This is a genomic window from Bacillus cereus group sp. MYBK216-1 (assembly GCF_051916495.1).
GTDB lineage: Bacteria > Bacillota > Bacilli > Bacillales > Bacillaceae_G > Bacillus_A > Bacillus_A thuringiensis_K.
The window spans coordinates 1-15,761 of record NZ_JBQAGT010000028.1 but is presented as its reverse complement, the minus strand read 5'-3'; the positions used below and the strand labels follow the sequence as shown (position 1 = coordinate 15,761).

The window sequence follows — 15,761 nt, the reverse complement described above, 5'->3', positions numbered from 1 at the left end:
CGCAGGTTCAAATCCTGTCCCCGCAACCAAATGGTCCCGTGGTGTAGTGGTTAACATGCCTGCCTGTCACGCAGGAGATCGCCGGTTCGACCCCGGTCGGGACCGCCATTTCATATAAAGAAAAGAACGAAACAAGTTGTTTCGTATTTTTTTATTTGTTTTAACAAAAAACTAATAAAGACAGTCAAACTATCCTTAGGACAACTCCTAAGGACTTTTTTATATATTCAAAACCTGTATAATAAAGAGCAGAGAACATTGTGAGTAAAGTAGGTGAAATCTGTGAGTAAGTATGAAGTAACAACAAAATCTTCTGAGGAAACACAAAGGTTATCAGAAAAACTAGGTGAGCTCGTAGAGGCACAAGATGTAATTATTTTAGAAGGAGATCTTGGAGCTGGTAAGACGACTTTTACAAAGGGATTAGCAAAAGGTCTTGGAGTGAAAAGAGTTGTAAATAGTCCTACCTTTAATATCATCAAAGAATATAAAGGAAGATTACCGCTATATCATATGGACGTGTATCGCTTAGCAGAAAGTGAAGAGGACTTAGGCTTTGATGAATATTTCTACGGTGAAGGAATTACGGTAGTAGAATGGGCTCATTTAATAGAAGCATATTTACCGAATGAAAAGTTACAAATTAGTTTATTCCATGCTGGAGATGACACAAGAAAAATTATACTCGAGCCAATTGGAGATCGCTATATTAGATTATGTGAGGAGCTATTACAAGATGAAAGTACTAGCAATTGATACTTCAAATTACGTAATGGGTGTATCCCTTATTGAGGAAGGAAACGTAATTGGGGAAATCATTACAAATTTAACAAAAAACCATTCTGTACGTCTTATGCCAGCTGTAGAGAAACTGTTAAAAGAGTGTGGCGTAAAACCGAAGGAATTAACTAAAATCGTTGTAGCTGCTGGACCTGGATCCTATACAGGTGTTCGCATAGGCGTGACAGCGGCGAAAACATTAGCTTGGTCACTTCAAATACCAATTGTAGGTGTATCAAGTTTAGAGGTAGTAGCTGCAAACGGTGCTAACTTTAACGGATTAATTTGTCCTTTATTTGATGGAAGACGTGGGCAAATTTATACTGGGTTATATACATATGAAGGAGAGCAGTTAACTTCAATAGAAGAAGACCGAATTATTCTTATTGTAGACTGGTTGCAAATGTTAAAAGATAAAGGACAGCCTGTTTTATTTATCGGTAACGATGTTAAATTGCATAAAGAAACAATTATAGAACATTTAGGTGATCAAGCTGTATTCGCTCCATTTACTAAAAATAACCCAAGACCAAGTGAGCTAGCATTCTTAGGATTACAAAAAGAAGAACAAGATGTGCATACGTTTGTTCCAAGCTATCTTCGTTTAGCTGAAGCTGAAACAAAGTGGTTAGAAAGTCAAAACAAGTAGGAGCTTGCAGAAGATGGATATGATATTTAGAAAGATGGAGCTTGATGATATTGCTCAAATTGTAGCTATTGAAGAAGCGTCTTTTTCAACTCCTTGGACTGCAGATGCCTTTCACCGTGAATTAACGATGAATGAACATGCACATTATATTGTGTTAGAAAAAGATGGTCGTGTAATCGGGTATTGTGGATTGTGGATAATTATTGATGAATCACATATAACAAATATAGCTATTTTGCCAGAATACCGAGGTCAAAAGTTAGGAGATGCCCTATTGAAAGCAGTTATTTCTGAAGCGAAAGAACTAGGGGTAAAAACAATGACACTTGAAGTACGTGTATCAAATGAAGTAGCAAAGCAGTTATACAGAAAATACGGATTTCAAAATGGTGGGATTCGTAAACGATACTATGCAGACAATCAGGAAGATGGTCTCGTAATGTGGGTGAATATATAATGGAAAAAAATACGATTATACTTGGTATTGAAACAAGTTGTGATGAAACAGCAGTAGCAGTTGTTAAAAATGGAACGGAAATTATTGCGAATGTCGTTGCATCACAAATTGAAAGTCATAAACGTTTTGGCGGCGTTGTACCAGAGATTGCATCCCGTCATCATGTAGAAGAAATTACAGTTGTGTTAGAAGAAGCTTTAAAGGAAGCAAACATCACATTTGATGATATTGATGCAATTGCTGTAACAGAAGGTCCTGGTTTAGTAGGAGCACTTCTAATTGGAGTAAATGCAGCGAAGGCAGTAGCGTTTGCACATGATATTCCGTTAGTCGGTGTTCATCATATTGCTGGTCATATTTATGCGAACCGTTTAGTAAAAGAAGTTCAATTCCCGTTATTATCACTTGTTGTATCTGGTGGGCATACAGAACTTGTTTATATGAAAGAACATGGTTCATTTGAAGTAATTGGTGAAACACGAGACGATGCAGCTGGAGAAGCATATGATAAAGTAGCTCGTACGTTATCTATGCCATATCCAGGTGGTCCTCATATTGATCGCCTTGCACATGAAGGAGAACCGACAATTGATTTGCCTCGTGCATGGCTAGAACCGGATTCATATGATTTTAGCTTTAGTGGATTGAAATCAGCAGTTATCAACACTGTGCATAATGCAAAACAACGCGGTATAGAAATTGCGCCAGAAGATTTAGCGGCAAGTTTCCAAGAAAGTGTAATAGATGTACTTGTAACGAAAGCAGCTCGTGCAGCAGAAGCTTATAATGTAAAGCAATTACTTCTTGCTGGTGGAGTAGCTGCTAATAAAGGACTTCGTGCGCGATTAGAAGAGGAATTTGCACAAAAAGAAAACATTGAATTAATTATTCCGCCGCTATCTTTATGCACAGATAATGCAGCGATGATTGCAGCGGCAGGGACAATTGCTTATGAACAAGGTAAGCGTGCAACATTAGCCTTAAATGCAAATCCAGGATTAGATATTGAAGCATAGTTATGCACATAATTAACCACAGGTTGTGGATAAAACCCATATTGTCTGTTGATAATATGGGTTTTATTGTGTATATAAAATGTTGATAACTTTTTTGTTGATTGTGGATAATGTGGAAAAGTTATTTTAAGGTTTATTTTATAAAGGTGGATATGTGTATAAACTTGTGGATAAATAGGGTGATGTCAGACCTTTGAATTTGTTCTTTTTCGGGAAATAAAAGGCAAGAAGATATCCCCGAAAAACATTTTGAAACATCACCCCATTATAGAAGATGCTAATATTGTCAATCTTTGTCGTTAAATCGATATTTCGTGTCAAATTGTTAATATATATAGGGTTACGATAGATATATTTGAAAAATCGTTAGTATATTCTAAGTTACGATTGATATACTCAAAAAATTGTTTCTGTATTAAAAGAAAAGAAGATGTCGCATAGTCAAAAATCCTGACTTATGAGACATCTTCTTTATTTAAATATGCTTATACATGCAGCTCTTCCCATTCTGCCATACAAGTTTCAAGTTGTTCTTGTAGCGTTTGCTTTTTAGTTGTAATTTCACTAGCTTTTTCATAATCTGCATATATTTCTGGTAAGCAAAGTTGATCTTCTAACGTAGCAATTTCTTCTTCTAATTCTAATATACTTTGTTCTAGCTCTTCAATTTTTCTAGTGCGTTGACGCTCTAGTTTTTTACGCTCTTTTTCTTCTAAATAATTTAATTTCTCTTGTGCAACCACCTTTTGAACAGGAATGTCACTTTCTTGCTGTTCAAGTTCTGCACGTTCAATCATTTCATTTTTCTTTTCAACGTAGTAATCGTAATCCCCTAAATATTCCTGTGCACCTTCTGTTGATAACTCAACCACAGTCGTTGTTACACGGTTAATAAAGTAGCGGTCATGTGAGACGAATAGAAGAGTCCCTGGGTAATCAATTAAAGCATTCTCCAAAATTTCTTTACTATTTAAATCAAGGTGGTTCGTAGGCTCATCTAGAATTAATAAATTTGATTTTTGCATCATAAGTTTTGCAAGAGCTAATCGAGCTTTTTGTCCACCACTAAGGGAAGATACTGGTTTCAGTACATCATCTCCTGTGAATAAAAAATTCCCGAGTATAGTACGGATTTCTTTTTCAGGTTGCAGTGGATATTCATCCCATAGTTCATTTAAAACCCGTTTAGAAGATGTTAAGTTTGCTTGTTCTTGATCATAATAACCAACAGATACATTTGATCCGAAAGAAACATCACCATTTAATAGTGGTAACTTATTCACAATAGACTTTAATAATGTGGATTTCCCAATTCCATTTGGACCAACTAAAGCAACACTATCTCCGCGAGTTAAGCGCATAGTTACATGTTCAATTATAGGGTTCTCATCATAGCCGATGGTTGCATCATTTACTTGTAAAACATCATTTCCACTTTGCTTTTCAATATCGAAGTGGAATGATGCTGACTTAGAATCCCCTAATGGTCTCGTTAATAATTCCATTCTGTCTAGTTGTTTACGGCGACTTTGAGCCCGTTTCGTTGTAGAAGCGCGAGCTATATTCTTTTGAACGAAGTCCTCAAGTTTTGCGATTTCATCTTGTTGTTTTTCGTAACGTTTCATTTCTTGCTCATATAATGCTGATTTTAAGTCTAAATATTTACTGTAGTTACCAACAAATCGTCTGCTTTCTTTATTCGAAATTTCATATACTTGTGTAACGAGTTTGTCTAAGAAATAACGGTCATGTGAAACGATTAATATTGCGCCAGGATAACCTTGTAAATATTGCTCAAGCCACGTTAATGTTTCGATGTCTAAATGGTTTGTAGGCTCATCCAAAATAAGTAAGTCTGGTTTTGTTAATAATAATTTCCCGAGAGCTAATCTTGTTTTTTGCCCGCCGCTTAAAGTAGAAATCGTCGTCTGGTGCGTTTCAACTGGGAAGCCAAGGCCGCTTAAAATGGAGCGAATATCCGCTTCATATTGATATCCACCTTGATCTTTATAATTGAGTTGCAATTGGTCATACTCAGCTAACAATCTTTCATATGTAGCTTCGTTTGAAAAGTTTTCTTCTTTTCCCATTTCTTGCTCAAGCCTTCGAAGTTTTGTCTCCATTTGCTGTAAGTGGGTAAAGACGGTTAGCATTTCATCCCAAATTGTTAAAGACGTTTCTAGTCCAGTATTTTGAGCTAAATATCCGATTGAGACATCTTTTGGTTTTATAATTTCGCCACCATCATGAGATAATTCACCAGCGATTATTTTTAATAATGTAGATTTTCCTGCTCCATTCCTTCCAACTAATGCGATACGATCTTTTGTTTGTACTTCCAATTTTATGTTTGCCAGAATTGTTTCTGCACCGTATAATTTCGAAAGCGCGTTTACTTGTAATAAAATCAATGTTTTCACCTCAAATAATTTCTTAACTTTGCCATGTTTATATTTCTCAATCATACTAAAAATAGTGTATAGTTTAAAATAAAGAGAGAATACTTCTTCTCTTTATTATACAAGGAATTTAATGAGTGCTAAACTTCTGTATTTGATTAAAGTATATGAATAATGATAGGAAGAGAGGAGAGGTCATATGGATCAGCAAAAGATTCCACAAGCCACTGCTAAAAGATTGCCTCTATACTATCGATTTATCCAAAACTTATCTCTTTCTGGTAAGCAGCGTGTTTCATCGGCCGAATTGAGTGAGGCAGTAAAAGTAGATTCCGCAACAATACGAAGAGATTTTTCGTATTTTGGAGCGTTAGGGAAAAAGGGATATGGATATAACGTAAATTATTTATTATCATTTTTCCGCGAAACACTTGATCAAGATGATATAACACGTGTAGCACTTATTGGAGTAGGTAATTTAGGGACCGCTTTCTTACATTATAATTTCACGAAAAACAATAATACAAAAATTGAAATGGCATTTGATGTTAGTGAAGAGAAAGTTGGAACAGAAATCGGGGGCATTCCTGTATATCATTTAGATGAATTAGAAGAGAGATTATCAAATGATATACAAGTGGCAATATTAACAGTACCAGCCACAGTAGCGCAAGCTGTAGCAGATAGATTAGCTGAAACGAGCGTGCACGGTATTTTGAATTTCACACCAGCGCGATTAAACGTATCAGAGAATATTAGAATTCATCATATTGACTTAGCTGTAGAGTTACAAACATTAGTTTACTTTTTGAAAAACTATCCACAATAAAACGCAGAGGAAGCGACCTCTGCGTTTTATTATTGTTTCTTCTTTGTGAATTTAACTAATATAAGGCGAAGTGCCAAATTAAAATCAATTGTTGCCATAACTGCAAATAGTATTGTCCACATATTCCAGATTGTATCTGTCACGTTCGTAATGGCCAAGCGTGTAAAGATACATCCAAGAAGGAAGTATAGTGCAGCCATGAACAATGGTGAGTTTCTCATACAAAAAATCCTCCGATAAAGCCTTGCATTTTTTCAGCTTCTTTAATCATTTCTTGAATTTGCTCATTGCTCATAAAAATTTGCCCAATAGCAACTAATGTATTCATCGCAACATGAGCTGCAATCGGAACGATAATACGTTTCGTCTTCACATATAAGAAGGCGAATACGAGCCCCATAGCAGTGTATACCAATAAGTGAGTAAAATCAAAATGAATTGCTGCGAATACAAGCGAACTAATGATAGCTGCAATAAAGAAGTTAAACTTCTTATAAAGTGCACCAAATAAAATTTTTCTAAATACGATTTCTTCTAAGATAGGTCCGATTATAGATACGACAATAAGGAACCAAGGTGTCGTTCTTGCAATTTCCATCAGTTTCATTGTATTTTCTGAACCTTGCTTAATTCCTAGTAGCTGCATCTCGATCATACCGGCAACTATTTGTGAAAAGAAAGCTAAGAAGAACCCGATGAAAATCCATCCAATAGTAGCTGGGACAGAAGAGCGCATTGCATCTAAATGCCTGTCACGAATATCTGTTCTAAGTAACCAAAGTATGATACATAATGCAACAAAGAAGCTAATAATTGCCCAGTGTCCCATTATGATTTGTCCTTTTTCCTCAATGGTAAATCCTCTATTATCATAGAGTCCTGTTTTTAGGAGAAGTGGTAATCCAACAACGCCAGATAACTGCATTAAAATGTATGTAACGATAATCCACCAGTATTGTTTCTTCAAATGGTTTAACCATCCTTTCTAACTCTAGTGTATGAGATAAGGTAGGATAACATGTAAATATGTTATCTACGATATAAACTTTCATTCGAATTATGATTTTTTTGTAAATCTTTATTTGAAATTAAAGTAGGAGACAGGAAAAAGTTGTACGTTTAGCGAAAACAACTTAGGGTGTCTTTCATATTGTAACATACGAGTAGGGGAAACAACGATTCATATAGTAAAGGCGGTATTCTATATAGAAAGTTTATATAGTAATTTGCGAAAAAATTATGATTTTTTTACTTGCAAAAGAAATTGAGATTATTTATTATTATAAGTGTGTTAGCACTCGGATGACTTGAGTGCTAATAAAAGAAATTTACATAACAAAATGAGGAGGTTATTGTTCATGCTAAAGCCATTAGGTGATCGCGTTGTAATTGAGCTTGTTCAAGCAGAAGAAAAAACAGCAAGTGGTATTGTATTACCAGATACTGCAAAAGAAAAACCACAAGAGGGTAAAGTTGTTGCAGTAGGTACTGGTCGAGTGCTTGAGAATGGTGAGCGTGTTGCTTTAGAGGTAGCAGCAGGTGATCTTATCATCTTCTCAAAATATGCAGGTACTGAAGTGAAATATGAAGGTACAGACTACTTGATTTTACGTGAAAGTGACATTTTAGCAGTTATCGGTTAATTATATAAATCTTAAAAAATCCAAGGGGGTCAATTATTATGGCAAAAGATATTAAATTTAGTGAAGAAGCACGTCGTTCGATGCTTCGCGGTGTCGACACTCTTGCAAACGCAGTAAAAGTAACACTTGGACCAAAAGGTCGTAACGTTGTACTTGAGAAAAAATTTGGTTCACCACTTATTACAAATGATGGTGTAACAATCGCAAAAGAAATCGAATTAGAAGATGCATTCGAAAACATGGGTGCGAAGTTAGTAGCAGAAGTTGCTAGCAAAACAAACGATGTAGCTGGTGACGGAACAACAACTGCAACTGTATTAGCGCAAGCTATGATTCGTGAAGGTCTTAAAAACGTAACAGCTGGTGCGAACCCAATGGGTCTTCGTAAAGGTATCGAAAAAGCTGTTACTGCTGCAATTGAAGAATTAAAAACGATTTCTAAACCAATCGAAGGAAAATCTTCTATCGCACAAGTAGCTGCTATTTCTGCAGCTGACGAAGAAGTAGGTCAATTAATCGCTGAAGCAATGGAGCGCGTTGGTAACGACGGCGTTATTACTTTAGAAGAGTCTAAAGGATTCACAACAGAATTAGACGTAGTAGAAGGTATGCAATTTGATCGTGGATATGCATCTCCTTACATGATTACTGATTCTGACAAAATGGAAGCAGTTCTTGATAACCCATACATCTTAATCACTGACAAAAAGATTTCTAACATTCAAGAAATCTTACCAGTATTAGAGCAAGTGGTACAACAAGGTAAACCACTTCTTATCATTGCTGAAGATGTAGAAGGCGAAGCTTTAGCTACATTAGTAGTGAACAAACTTCGTGGTACATTCAACGTAGTAGCTGTTAAAGCTCCTGGATTTGGTGACCGTCGTAAAGCAATGCTAGAAGATATCGCAATCTTAACAGGTGGCGAAGTAATCACTGAAGAATTAGGCCGTGACTTAAAATCTGCTACAGTTGAATCTTTAGGACGCGCTGGTAAAGTTGTTGTAACGAAAGAAAATACAACTGTAGTTGAAGGTGTAGGAAGCACAGAACAAATCGAAGCTCGCATCGGTCAAATCCGTGCGCAATTAGAAGAAACAACTTCTGAATTCGATCGTGAAAAATTACAAGAGCGTCTTGCAAAACTTGCAGGTGGCGTAGCGGTAATTAAAGTAGGTGCAGCAACTGAAACTGAGTTGAAAGAACGCAAACTTCGCATTGAAGATGCACTTAACTCAACTCGTGCAGCAGTAGAAGAAGGTATCGTTGCAGGTGGTGGTACTTCACTTATGAACGTATACACAAAAGTAGCTTCTATCGTAGCTGAAGGTGACGAAGCAACAGGTATCAACATCGTACTTCGCGCACTAGAAGAGCCAGTTCGCCAAATCGCAATCAACGCTGGTCTAGAAGGATCTGTAGTTGTAGAGCGTCTAAAAGGCGAAAAAGTAGGCGTTGGTTTCAACGCAGCTACTGGCGAATGGGTTAACATGCTTGAGTCTGGTATCGTAGATCCAGCTAAAGTAACTCGCTCTGCACTTCAAAACGCAGCATCTGTTGCAGCTATGTTCTTAACAACTGAAGCTGTAGTAGCTGACAAACCAGAACCAAATGCACCAGCAATGCCTGACATGGGCGGCATGGGCATGGGCGGTATGGGCGGAATGATGTAATTCCGTTTGCCCTAAAAAACATCCATTTCTATATAGAAATGGATGTTTTTTTATGTTTTTTAAAAAAGGAAATGAATTTCTGTAGAATTTTGTCGCTTTCTCTCTTGACCATATTGATACTTCATTGTTAGAATCTAGGAAGATAATATAAAACGATCCTTCATATATCCTCAATGATATGGTTTGAGAGTCTCTACCGGGTTACCGTAAACAACCTGACTATGAAGGCAGTGTGTCTTATATTTATAAAGAGCGGAGACTATCTTTCTTTATAAAGCCAGACCCCTGCCTTTTCTTTGTTATGAGACTAGAGGCGGAGGACTGGCTTTTTTTATTATATTGGTAATGCTTTTCGCCAAATTGGTGAAAATATTTATATACGAGAACTAACGTTGGGGTGATTATTTTGAAGAAACAACACGATACAATTATCGTTTTAGATTTTGGAAGTCAATACAATCAGTTAATAGCACGTCGAATTCGTGAGTTCGGTGTATACAGTGAACTTCATCCACATACAATTACTGCAGAAGAAATTAAAGCAATGAATCCAAAAGGGATTATTTTCTCTGGTGGACCAAATAGTGTATACGGTGAAGGTGCATTACATTGTGATGAAAAAATCTTTGAACTAGGTTTACCAATCTTCGGTATTTGTTACGGTATGCAGCTTATGACGCAACACTTCGGTGGTAAAGTAGAGCGTGCAAATCACCGCGAGTACGGAAAAGCTGTTCTTAAAGTAGAGAACGAATCAAAATTATATGCGAACCTTCCAGAAGAGCAAGTTGTATGGATGAGCCATGGTGACTTAGTAACTGGTTTACCTGAAGGATTCGTAGTAGACGCAACAAGTGAATCTTGCCCAATTGCTGGTATGAGCAATGAAGACAAAAACTTATACGGTGTACAATTCCACCCAGAAGTACGTCACTCTGAGCACGGTAACGATTTAATTAAAAACTTCGTATTCGGCGCTTGTGGTTGTTCTGAAGGATGGAACATGGAGAACTTTATCGAAGTAGAATTAGAGAAAATCCGTGAAACGGTTGGAGACAAAAAAGTACTATGCGCACTTAGCGGCGGTGTAGACTCTTCTGTTGTAGCAGTGTTAATTCATAAAGCAATTGGTGACCAATTAACATGTATTTTCGTTGATCACGGTTTACTTCGTAAAGGCGAAGCAGAAGGCGTTATGAAAACATTTAGCGAAGGCTTCCATATGAACGTTATTAAAGTGGATGCAAAAGACCGCTTTATGGACAAGTTAAAAGGTGTAGAAGATCCAGAACAAAAACGTAAAATCATCGGTAACGAATTCATTTACGTATTTGATGATGAAGCTTCTAAATTGCAAGGTATGGACTTCTTGGCGCAAGGTACACTTTATACAGATATCGTTGAAAGTGGTACAGCGACTGCACAAACAATTAAATCTCACCATAACGTTGGTGGACTTCCAGAAGACATGCAGTTCAAATTAATTGAGCCTTTAAACACTTTATTTAAAGATGAAGTACGTGTATTAGGATCAGAATTAGGAATTCCTGATGAAATCGTATGGCGTCAACCATTCCCAGGACCTGGTCTTGGTATTCGTGTATTAGGTGAAATCACAGAAGAGAAATTAGAAATCGTTCGTGAATCTGATGCGATTTTACGCGAAGAAATTATTAAAGCGGGCTTAGACCGCGAAATCTGGCAATACTTCACTGCGCTTCCTGGTATGCGTAGTGTAGGTGTTATGGGTGACGAGCGTACTTACGATTACACAGTAGGTATCCGCGCGGTAACATCTATCGACGGTATGACAGCTGACTGGGCACGTATCCCTTGGGACGTATTAGAGAAAATCTCTGTACGTATCGTAAACGAAGTAAAACACGTTAACCGTATCGTGTATGATGTAACGAGTAAGCCACCAGCAACTATTGAGTGGGAATAGTATTTATAAAAAGATCCATCTATTGCTTATGCATAGATGGATCTTTTTTATTTTAGTATTAATACGAACGAAACTATAAAAGTTTATGGAAATGTTCGTTTTTAAATTGACAAAACTACTTATTCGAGTTAATATGATTATGTAATTTAAAAGAAAAGTGAATATTATGCCGTCGTATAATATCGGGGATATGGCCCGGAAGTTTCTACCTAGCTACCGTAAATGGCTTGACTACGAGGCGTTTATATAAAGATGAGGGGAAACTTGTCTTTGTTTATAGAACGCTTCCATGTATATATGCAATGGAAGCCTTTTTTATTTCTCGGGATAAAAGAGGGCTAGGAGAAATGCGGCGAGTAATCATATAACGGGGGAAACGTAAGATGAAACGCTATTTTCAGTTTGATGAGCTCGGTACGAATTATAAGACTGAGTTCATAGCAGGGTTAACGACATTTCTATCTATGGCTTACGTACTATTTGTCAATCCTGCTACGCTGTCGCTTGGAAATGTTAAAGGGTTACCAGCAGGTACAGGGATGGATCCAGGTGCAGTATTCGTTGCTACGGCATTAGCGGCAGCGATCGGTTCGTTAATTATGGGTATTTTCGCGAAGTATCCAATTGCTTTAGCGCCGGGTATGGGAATTAACGCGTTCTTTGCTTATACAGCAGTGTTAACGATGGGTATTCCGTGGCAAACGGCCATTGCTGGAACATTAATGTCAGGTATTATCTTTATTATTCTTACTGCTTCAGGTATTCGTGAAAAAATCATTAATGCAATTCCATCGGAGTTAAAGTTTGCAGTAGCAGCAGGTATTGGATTATTCATTGCTTTCCTTGGATTCCAAAATGCCGGAATTATCGTGAAAAACGATGCGGTTCTTGTTGGGTTGGGGGACTTAACAAAGGGCACAACGTTACTAGCAATCTTCGGGGTTGTTACTACGATCATCTTCATGATTAAGAAAGTTAATGGTGCAGTATTTTACGGTATGATTCTTACAGCGATCTTAGGAGTTGCAACAGGATTAATTGATACTCCGAAAGCTGTGGTGGGAGCAATACCGAGTCTAGAACCAACGTTCGGCGTGGCGTTAACGCACTTCGGCGATATTTTCACAGTTCAAATGGGGATTGTTATTATAACGTTCTTCTTTATAGATTTCTTTGATACAGCAGGTACGCTTGTAGCGGTTGCGAATCAAGCAGGATTAATGAAGAACAATAAATTACCACGTGCAGGAAAAGCGTTATTTGCAGATGCGATTGCAACTGTAATTGGTGCGATCTTGGGTACATCAACAACAACGTCTTACATTGAATCTTCTGCAGGGGTAGCAGCGGGAGGGCGTTCTGGATTTACAGCAGTTGTAACAGCAGGATTCTTCTTACTGGCACTATTCTTCTCGCCATTACTAAGTGTTGTAACGCCAGCTGTAACGGCACCGGCTTTAATTATTGTAGGAATCTTGATGGTTTCTTCCTTAGGGGAAATTGATTGGAAGAAATTCGAGATTGCAGTACCAGCATTCTTTACAATTATCTCTATGCCACTTACGTATAGTATCGCAACTGGGATTGCGATTGGATTTATCTTCTATCCAATTACAATGGTTGTGAGTGGTCGTCGTAAAGAGGTTCATCCGATTATGTATGTTATGGGAGTTTTATTCGTACTATATTTCATCTACGTTCGTAAATAAAAGGGGTTTTTTGAAAGGTCTAGACTTAAGGGGAGTCTAGACCTTTTTTGCGTCTTCAGAAAATCTTAAGGATTTCCGAGCGTTTTTCTTCAGAAGTTTTCCTATAATAGAAGTTAGGGATTAAAAAAGTGATGGGGGAGATATTGTGGCACACGAAACAATACTTGTCGTAGATGATGAAAAAGAAATTCGGAATTTAATTACAATCTATTTAAAGAATGAAGGATATAAAGTATTACAAGCAGGAGACGGAGAAGAAGGATTACGTTTACTAGAAGAAAATGAAGTACATCTAGTCGTATTAGATATTATGATGCCGAAAGTGGATGGTATTCATATGTGTATGAAGGTAAGGGAAGCGAAAGAAATGCCTATTATTATGCTTTCTGCGAAAACGCAAGATATGGATAAGATTTTAGGGTTAACAACGGGTGCAGATGATTATGTAACGAAACCATTTAATCCGTTAGAGTTAATCGCAAGAATTAAATCTCAGTTACGCCGTTATATGAAAATGAATGGTTTCGCTATACAAAATGAGGACGAGCTAGAAATTGGAGAGATGAAAATAAACATCTCGACCCATAAAGTTATTGTGGACGGAGAAGAAGTGAAACTGACCCCAAGGGAATTTTCAATTCTAGAATTACTAGCTCGTAATCCGGGTATGGTCTTTAGCGCGGAACAAATTTATGAAAAGGTTTGGAACGAAAGATCTTTCCAGTCTGATAATACGGTAATGGTGCATATTCGAAAAGTACGTGAAAAGATTGAGGAGAATCCAAGGAAACCTAGATATATAAAAACAGTATGGGGAGTGGGGTATAAGATTGAAAAAGATATTTAATCCGTTTACTTATGTTAGGAAAATTCGAGAATTAATTAGGAAGATAATAAAGAGTGTGAAACGGAGTATACGAATTCAACTTATTACTGCATTTACTGCTTGTGCGTTATTAGGACTCTTTGTATCAACGAAGATAGTAGCACCTGTTTTTGAAGATGCTAGTCGACATGCTGAGATTAATTATAGAGATGGTATGGAACAAATTAATCGTAAAGCGCAAAGTACCGCGGAAATGATGGTTGATGCAAATAAATTAGATGCTGTACAAAGTATGATAGAGCTAGAAAATGAAAATTTAGAGCAGAGGCAGGATGCTTTTAAAATATTAGTTACGGATGAAAGTGGTAAGGTTTTGTATAAAACGAAGCAGGCGCAAGAAGAACAAATTAATTTGCATAATACAATTCGTAATGCAACTTCGTTTGCTATCAATTATTCAAATAATAATGATATTGAAAGATCTAGAAAAGAGTTTATTACTTTCTCACCTATTACAATTGAAGGTAAAAATTTGTATATGTTTGTGAGCGGAATTCCTCAAGGAGAAGTAGTGTATTATAAAGTAGAAGGGCCATTCCCATTTTTAATTGGTGTACTCGTATTCATTTTCTCTTTCTTCTATATAACAAAGAGAAAGATGAAGCAGATTGAAGCAATGGCGCAAGGTGTAAAGGAAATAGAAAGAGGCAACTTAGCGTACCGCATTGAGAAAAAAGGTGAAGATGAGATTGCAGCTTTAACTGAGAATATTAATAATATGGCAGAAGAGCTTATGAATAATATAGAAAAGGAACGTAAATTAGAGAAGCAAAAGAATGAGCTTATTACGAATGTATCTCACGATTTACGCACACCGCTGACTTCTATTATGGGCTACTTACGATTACTTCGAGATTCTAAATATGAAAATAAAGAACAACACGATGAGTATACGAGAATTGCTTTTGCAAAGTCGGAGCAGTTAAAAAATTTAATAGAAGATTTATTTGAGTATACGAAGTTAACAAATGAACAAGTTGTATTAGAAAAACAGGAAGTTTGTATGAATGAGCTACTCGAGCAATTAATAGAAGAGTTAGTACCGCAGGCGGAAGAACATGGACTTACGTTTGTTAAGAAGTTTCCTGAGGAACGTGCTTATGCATCGATTGATTCGGAAAAGATGGTTCGTGTATTTGATAATTTACTAATGAATGCGATTAAGTATAGTAAAGATGATGGAGAGATAAAAGTTTCTCTTCAAAGGCAGCGTAGGGATATACAAATTGTAATTGCGAATCATAGTGAAGAGTTTACGAGAGAAGAGTTAGCGAATTTGTTTGAACGTTTCTATAAGAAGGATCAATCTCGAAGTAGAGTAACGGAAGGCTCGGGACTCGGTTTAGCGATTGCGAAAAGTATTGTTGAGCTACAAGGTGGTAGTATTCGAGTGGAATATAGGGATGGTATTATTCAATTTATCGTTTCGTTACCAATTATAGAAAAATAATAAATGAATAGAATGATATGTGATAAAAAGGCTTATTTTAAAATAAATAAGCCTTTTTATATTTTTTATAAAAACATATTGACGATTATACTTTAGAGGTGTAATATAGAACAAGTCGCCGATGACATTAACGTCGCAAGCGACAAACAAAATGAAAAACTTAGTTGACATTAACTAACGAAGATGTTAACATAAGGAAGTCGCAAATGAGCGGCCAAGTAGTTCTTTGAAAACTGAACGAAACAAACAACGTGAAACGTCAATTTTTATTTTAGATGCTAGACAAACTAACTTTATTGGAGAGTTTGATCCTGGCTCAGGATGA

General features: G+C 36.8%; 14 protein-coding genes, 1 tRNA gene and 2 riboswitches. Of the genes, 12 read left to right on the top strand and 3 right to left on the bottom strand.

Annotated elements, in window-relative coordinates; translation table 11 throughout:
• Window positions 1–32 precede the first annotated feature (32 nt).
• From ACTFRH_RS30495 to tsaD, 5 genes are all read left to right on the top strand, one after another.
• Window positions 33–108: transfer RNA gene (locus tag ACTFRH_RS30495), tRNA-Asp, on the top strand.
• Between the two features lie 174 nt (window positions 109–282).
• On the top strand, window positions 283–756 hold the full coding sequence (gene tsaE / locus ACTFRH_RS30490) for a tRNA (adenosine(37)-N6)-threonylcarbamoyltransferase complex ATPase subunit type 1 TsaE (protein WP_000049642.1): 474 nt from the start codon (window positions 283–285) through the stop codon (window positions 754–756).
• The gene (tsaB, locus tag ACTFRH_RS30485) at window positions 737–1,429 is read left to right on the top strand and encodes a tRNA (adenosine(37)-N6)-threonylcarbamoyltransferase complex dimerization subunit type 1 TsaB (RefSeq protein ID WP_000865753.1); all 693 of its coding nucleotides are present in this window, start codon (window positions 737–739) and stop codon (window positions 1,427–1,429) included. The genes tsaE and tsaB overlap by 20 nt, the downstream gene beginning before the upstream one ends.
• Window positions 1,430–1,442: 13 nt before the next feature.
• On the top strand, window positions 1,443–1,886 hold the full coding sequence (gene rimI / locus ACTFRH_RS30480; protein ID WP_000367189.1) for a ribosomal protein S18-alanine N-acetyltransferase: 444 nt from the start codon (window positions 1,443–1,445) through the stop codon (window positions 1,884–1,886).
• The gene (gene tsaD / locus ACTFRH_RS30475) at window positions 1,886–2,902 is read left to right on the top strand and encodes a tRNA (adenosine(37)-N6)-threonylcarbamoyltransferase complex transferase subunit TsaD (protein WP_000414585.1); all 1,017 of its coding nucleotides are present in this window, start codon (window positions 1,886–1,888) and stop codon (window positions 2,900–2,902) included. The genes rimI and tsaD overlap by 1 nt, the downstream gene beginning before the upstream one ends.
• 485 nt (window positions 2,903–3,387) lie before the next feature.
• Here tsaD and ACTFRH_RS30470 read toward each other — a convergent pair whose 3' ends face one another.
• On the bottom strand, window positions 3,388–5,313 hold the full coding sequence (locus ACTFRH_RS30470; protein WP_000602151.1) for an ABC-F family ATP-binding cassette domain-containing protein: 1,926 nt from the start codon (window positions 5,311–5,313) through the stop codon (window positions 3,388–3,390).
• A gap of 187 nt (window positions 5,314–5,500) precedes the next feature.
• Here ACTFRH_RS30470 and ACTFRH_RS30465 point away from each other — a divergent pair, with 187 nt between their 5' ends.
• Window positions 5,501–6,130, top strand: a complete 630-nt coding sequence (locus ACTFRH_RS30465; protein ID WP_000372699.1) for a redox-sensing transcriptional repressor Rex — start codon at window positions 5,501–5,503, stop codon at window positions 6,128–6,130.
• 29 nt (window positions 6,131–6,159) lie between these two features.
• Here the strand turns inward: ACTFRH_RS30465 and ACTFRH_RS30460 are convergent, their stop codons facing one another.
• Together ACTFRH_RS30460 and ACTFRH_RS30455 are read right to left on the bottom strand one after the other, a co-directional pair.
• Window positions 6,160–6,351, bottom strand: coding sequence for a YdiK family protein (locus ACTFRH_RS30460; RefSeq protein WP_001246205.1), 192 nt, complete (start codon window positions 6,349–6,351; stop codon window positions 6,160–6,162).
• On the bottom strand, window positions 6,348–7,097 hold the full coding sequence (locus ACTFRH_RS30455; RefSeq protein ID WP_000745321.1) for a CPBP family intramembrane glutamic endopeptidase: 750 nt from the start codon (window positions 7,095–7,097) through the stop codon (window positions 6,348–6,350). Before ACTFRH_RS30455 ends, ACTFRH_RS30460 begins: the two co-directional genes overlap by 4 nt.
• A 391-nt stretch (window positions 7,098–7,488) precedes the next feature.
• On the opposite strand from ACTFRH_RS30455, the gene groES reads away from it, so the two are divergent.
• From groES to ACTFRH_RS30425, 6 genes are all read left to right on the top strand, one after another.
• Window positions 7,489–7,773 carry a co-chaperone GroES gene (gene groES / locus ACTFRH_RS30450; RefSeq protein WP_000917311.1) on the top strand — a complete coding sequence of 95 codons (285 nt, stop codon included), beginning with the start codon at window positions 7,489–7,491 and terminating at the stop codon, window positions 7,771–7,773.
• A gap of 38 nt (window positions 7,774–7,811) precedes the next feature.
• A complete protein-coding gene (gene groL, locus ACTFRH_RS30445; protein ID WP_001029993.1) occupies window positions 7,812–9,446 on the top strand; it encodes a chaperonin GroEL in 1,635 nt (544 codons plus the stop codon).
• A 140-nt stretch (window positions 9,447–9,586) separates the two neighbouring features.
• Window positions 9,587–9,688, top strand: a riboswitch (purine riboswitch).
• Between the two features lie 164 nt (window positions 9,689–9,852).
• Window positions 9,853–11,391 (top strand): glutamine-hydrolyzing GMP synthase, encoded by a 1,539-nt coding sequence (guaA, locus tag ACTFRH_RS30440; protein WP_000743911.1) that lies wholly within the window; start codon window positions 9,853–9,855, stop codon window positions 11,389–11,391.
• A 152-nt stretch (window positions 11,392–11,543) separates the two neighbouring features.
• A riboswitch (purine riboswitch) is annotated at window positions 11,544–11,645 on the top strand.
• Between the two features lie 129 nt (window positions 11,646–11,774).
• Entirely contained in the window at window positions 11,775–13,100 is a 1,326-nt protein-coding gene (locus ACTFRH_RS30435) for an NCS2 family permease (RefSeq protein ID WP_000833096.1), read from the top strand.
• Window positions 13,101–13,245: 145 nt separating this feature from the next.
• A complete protein-coding gene (locus ACTFRH_RS30430) occupies window positions 13,246–13,947 on the top strand; it encodes a response regulator transcription factor (RefSeq protein WP_000929884.1) in 702 nt (233 codons plus the stop codon).
• Complete coding sequence (locus ACTFRH_RS30425; RefSeq protein WP_000719250.1) at window positions 13,931–15,436, top strand: sensor histidine kinase; 1,506 nt, start codon at window positions 13,931–13,933, stop codon at window positions 15,434–15,436. Before ACTFRH_RS30430 ends, ACTFRH_RS30425 begins: the two co-directional genes overlap by 17 nt.
• Window positions 15,437–15,761: the final 325 nt, after the last annotated feature.

Excerpts from the sequence above, each read along its gene's own strand:
- tsaB (WP_000865753.1), top strand. The coding sequence starts at position 737 with ATGAAAGTACTAGCAATTGATACTTCAAATTACGTAATGGGTGTATCC.
- rimI (WP_000367189.1), top strand. The coding sequence starts at position 1,443 with ATGGATATGATATTTAGAAAGATGGAGCTTGATGATATTGCTCAAATT.
- tsaD (WP_000414585.1), top strand. The coding sequence starts at position 1,886 with ATGGAAAAAAATACGATTATACTTGGTATTGAAACAAGTTGTGATGAA.
- ACTFRH_RS30465 (WP_000372699.1), top strand. The coding sequence starts at position 5,501 with ATGGATCAGCAAAAGATTCCACAAGCCACTGCTAAAAGATTGCCTCTA.
- ACTFRH_RS30460 (WP_001246205.1), bottom strand. The coding sequence starts at position 6,351 with ATGAGAAACTCACCATTGTTCATGGCTGCACTATACTTCCTTCTTGGA.
- groES (WP_000917311.1), top strand. The coding sequence starts at position 7,489 with ATGCTAAAGCCATTAGGTGATCGCGTTGTAATTGAGCTTGTTCAAGCA.
- groL (WP_001029993.1), top strand. The coding sequence starts at position 7,812 with ATGGCAAAAGATATTAAATTTAGTGAAGAAGCACGTCGTTCGATGCTT.
- ACTFRH_RS30435 (WP_000833096.1), top strand. The coding sequence starts at position 11,775 with ATGAAACGCTATTTTCAGTTTGATGAGCTCGGTACGAATTATAAGACT.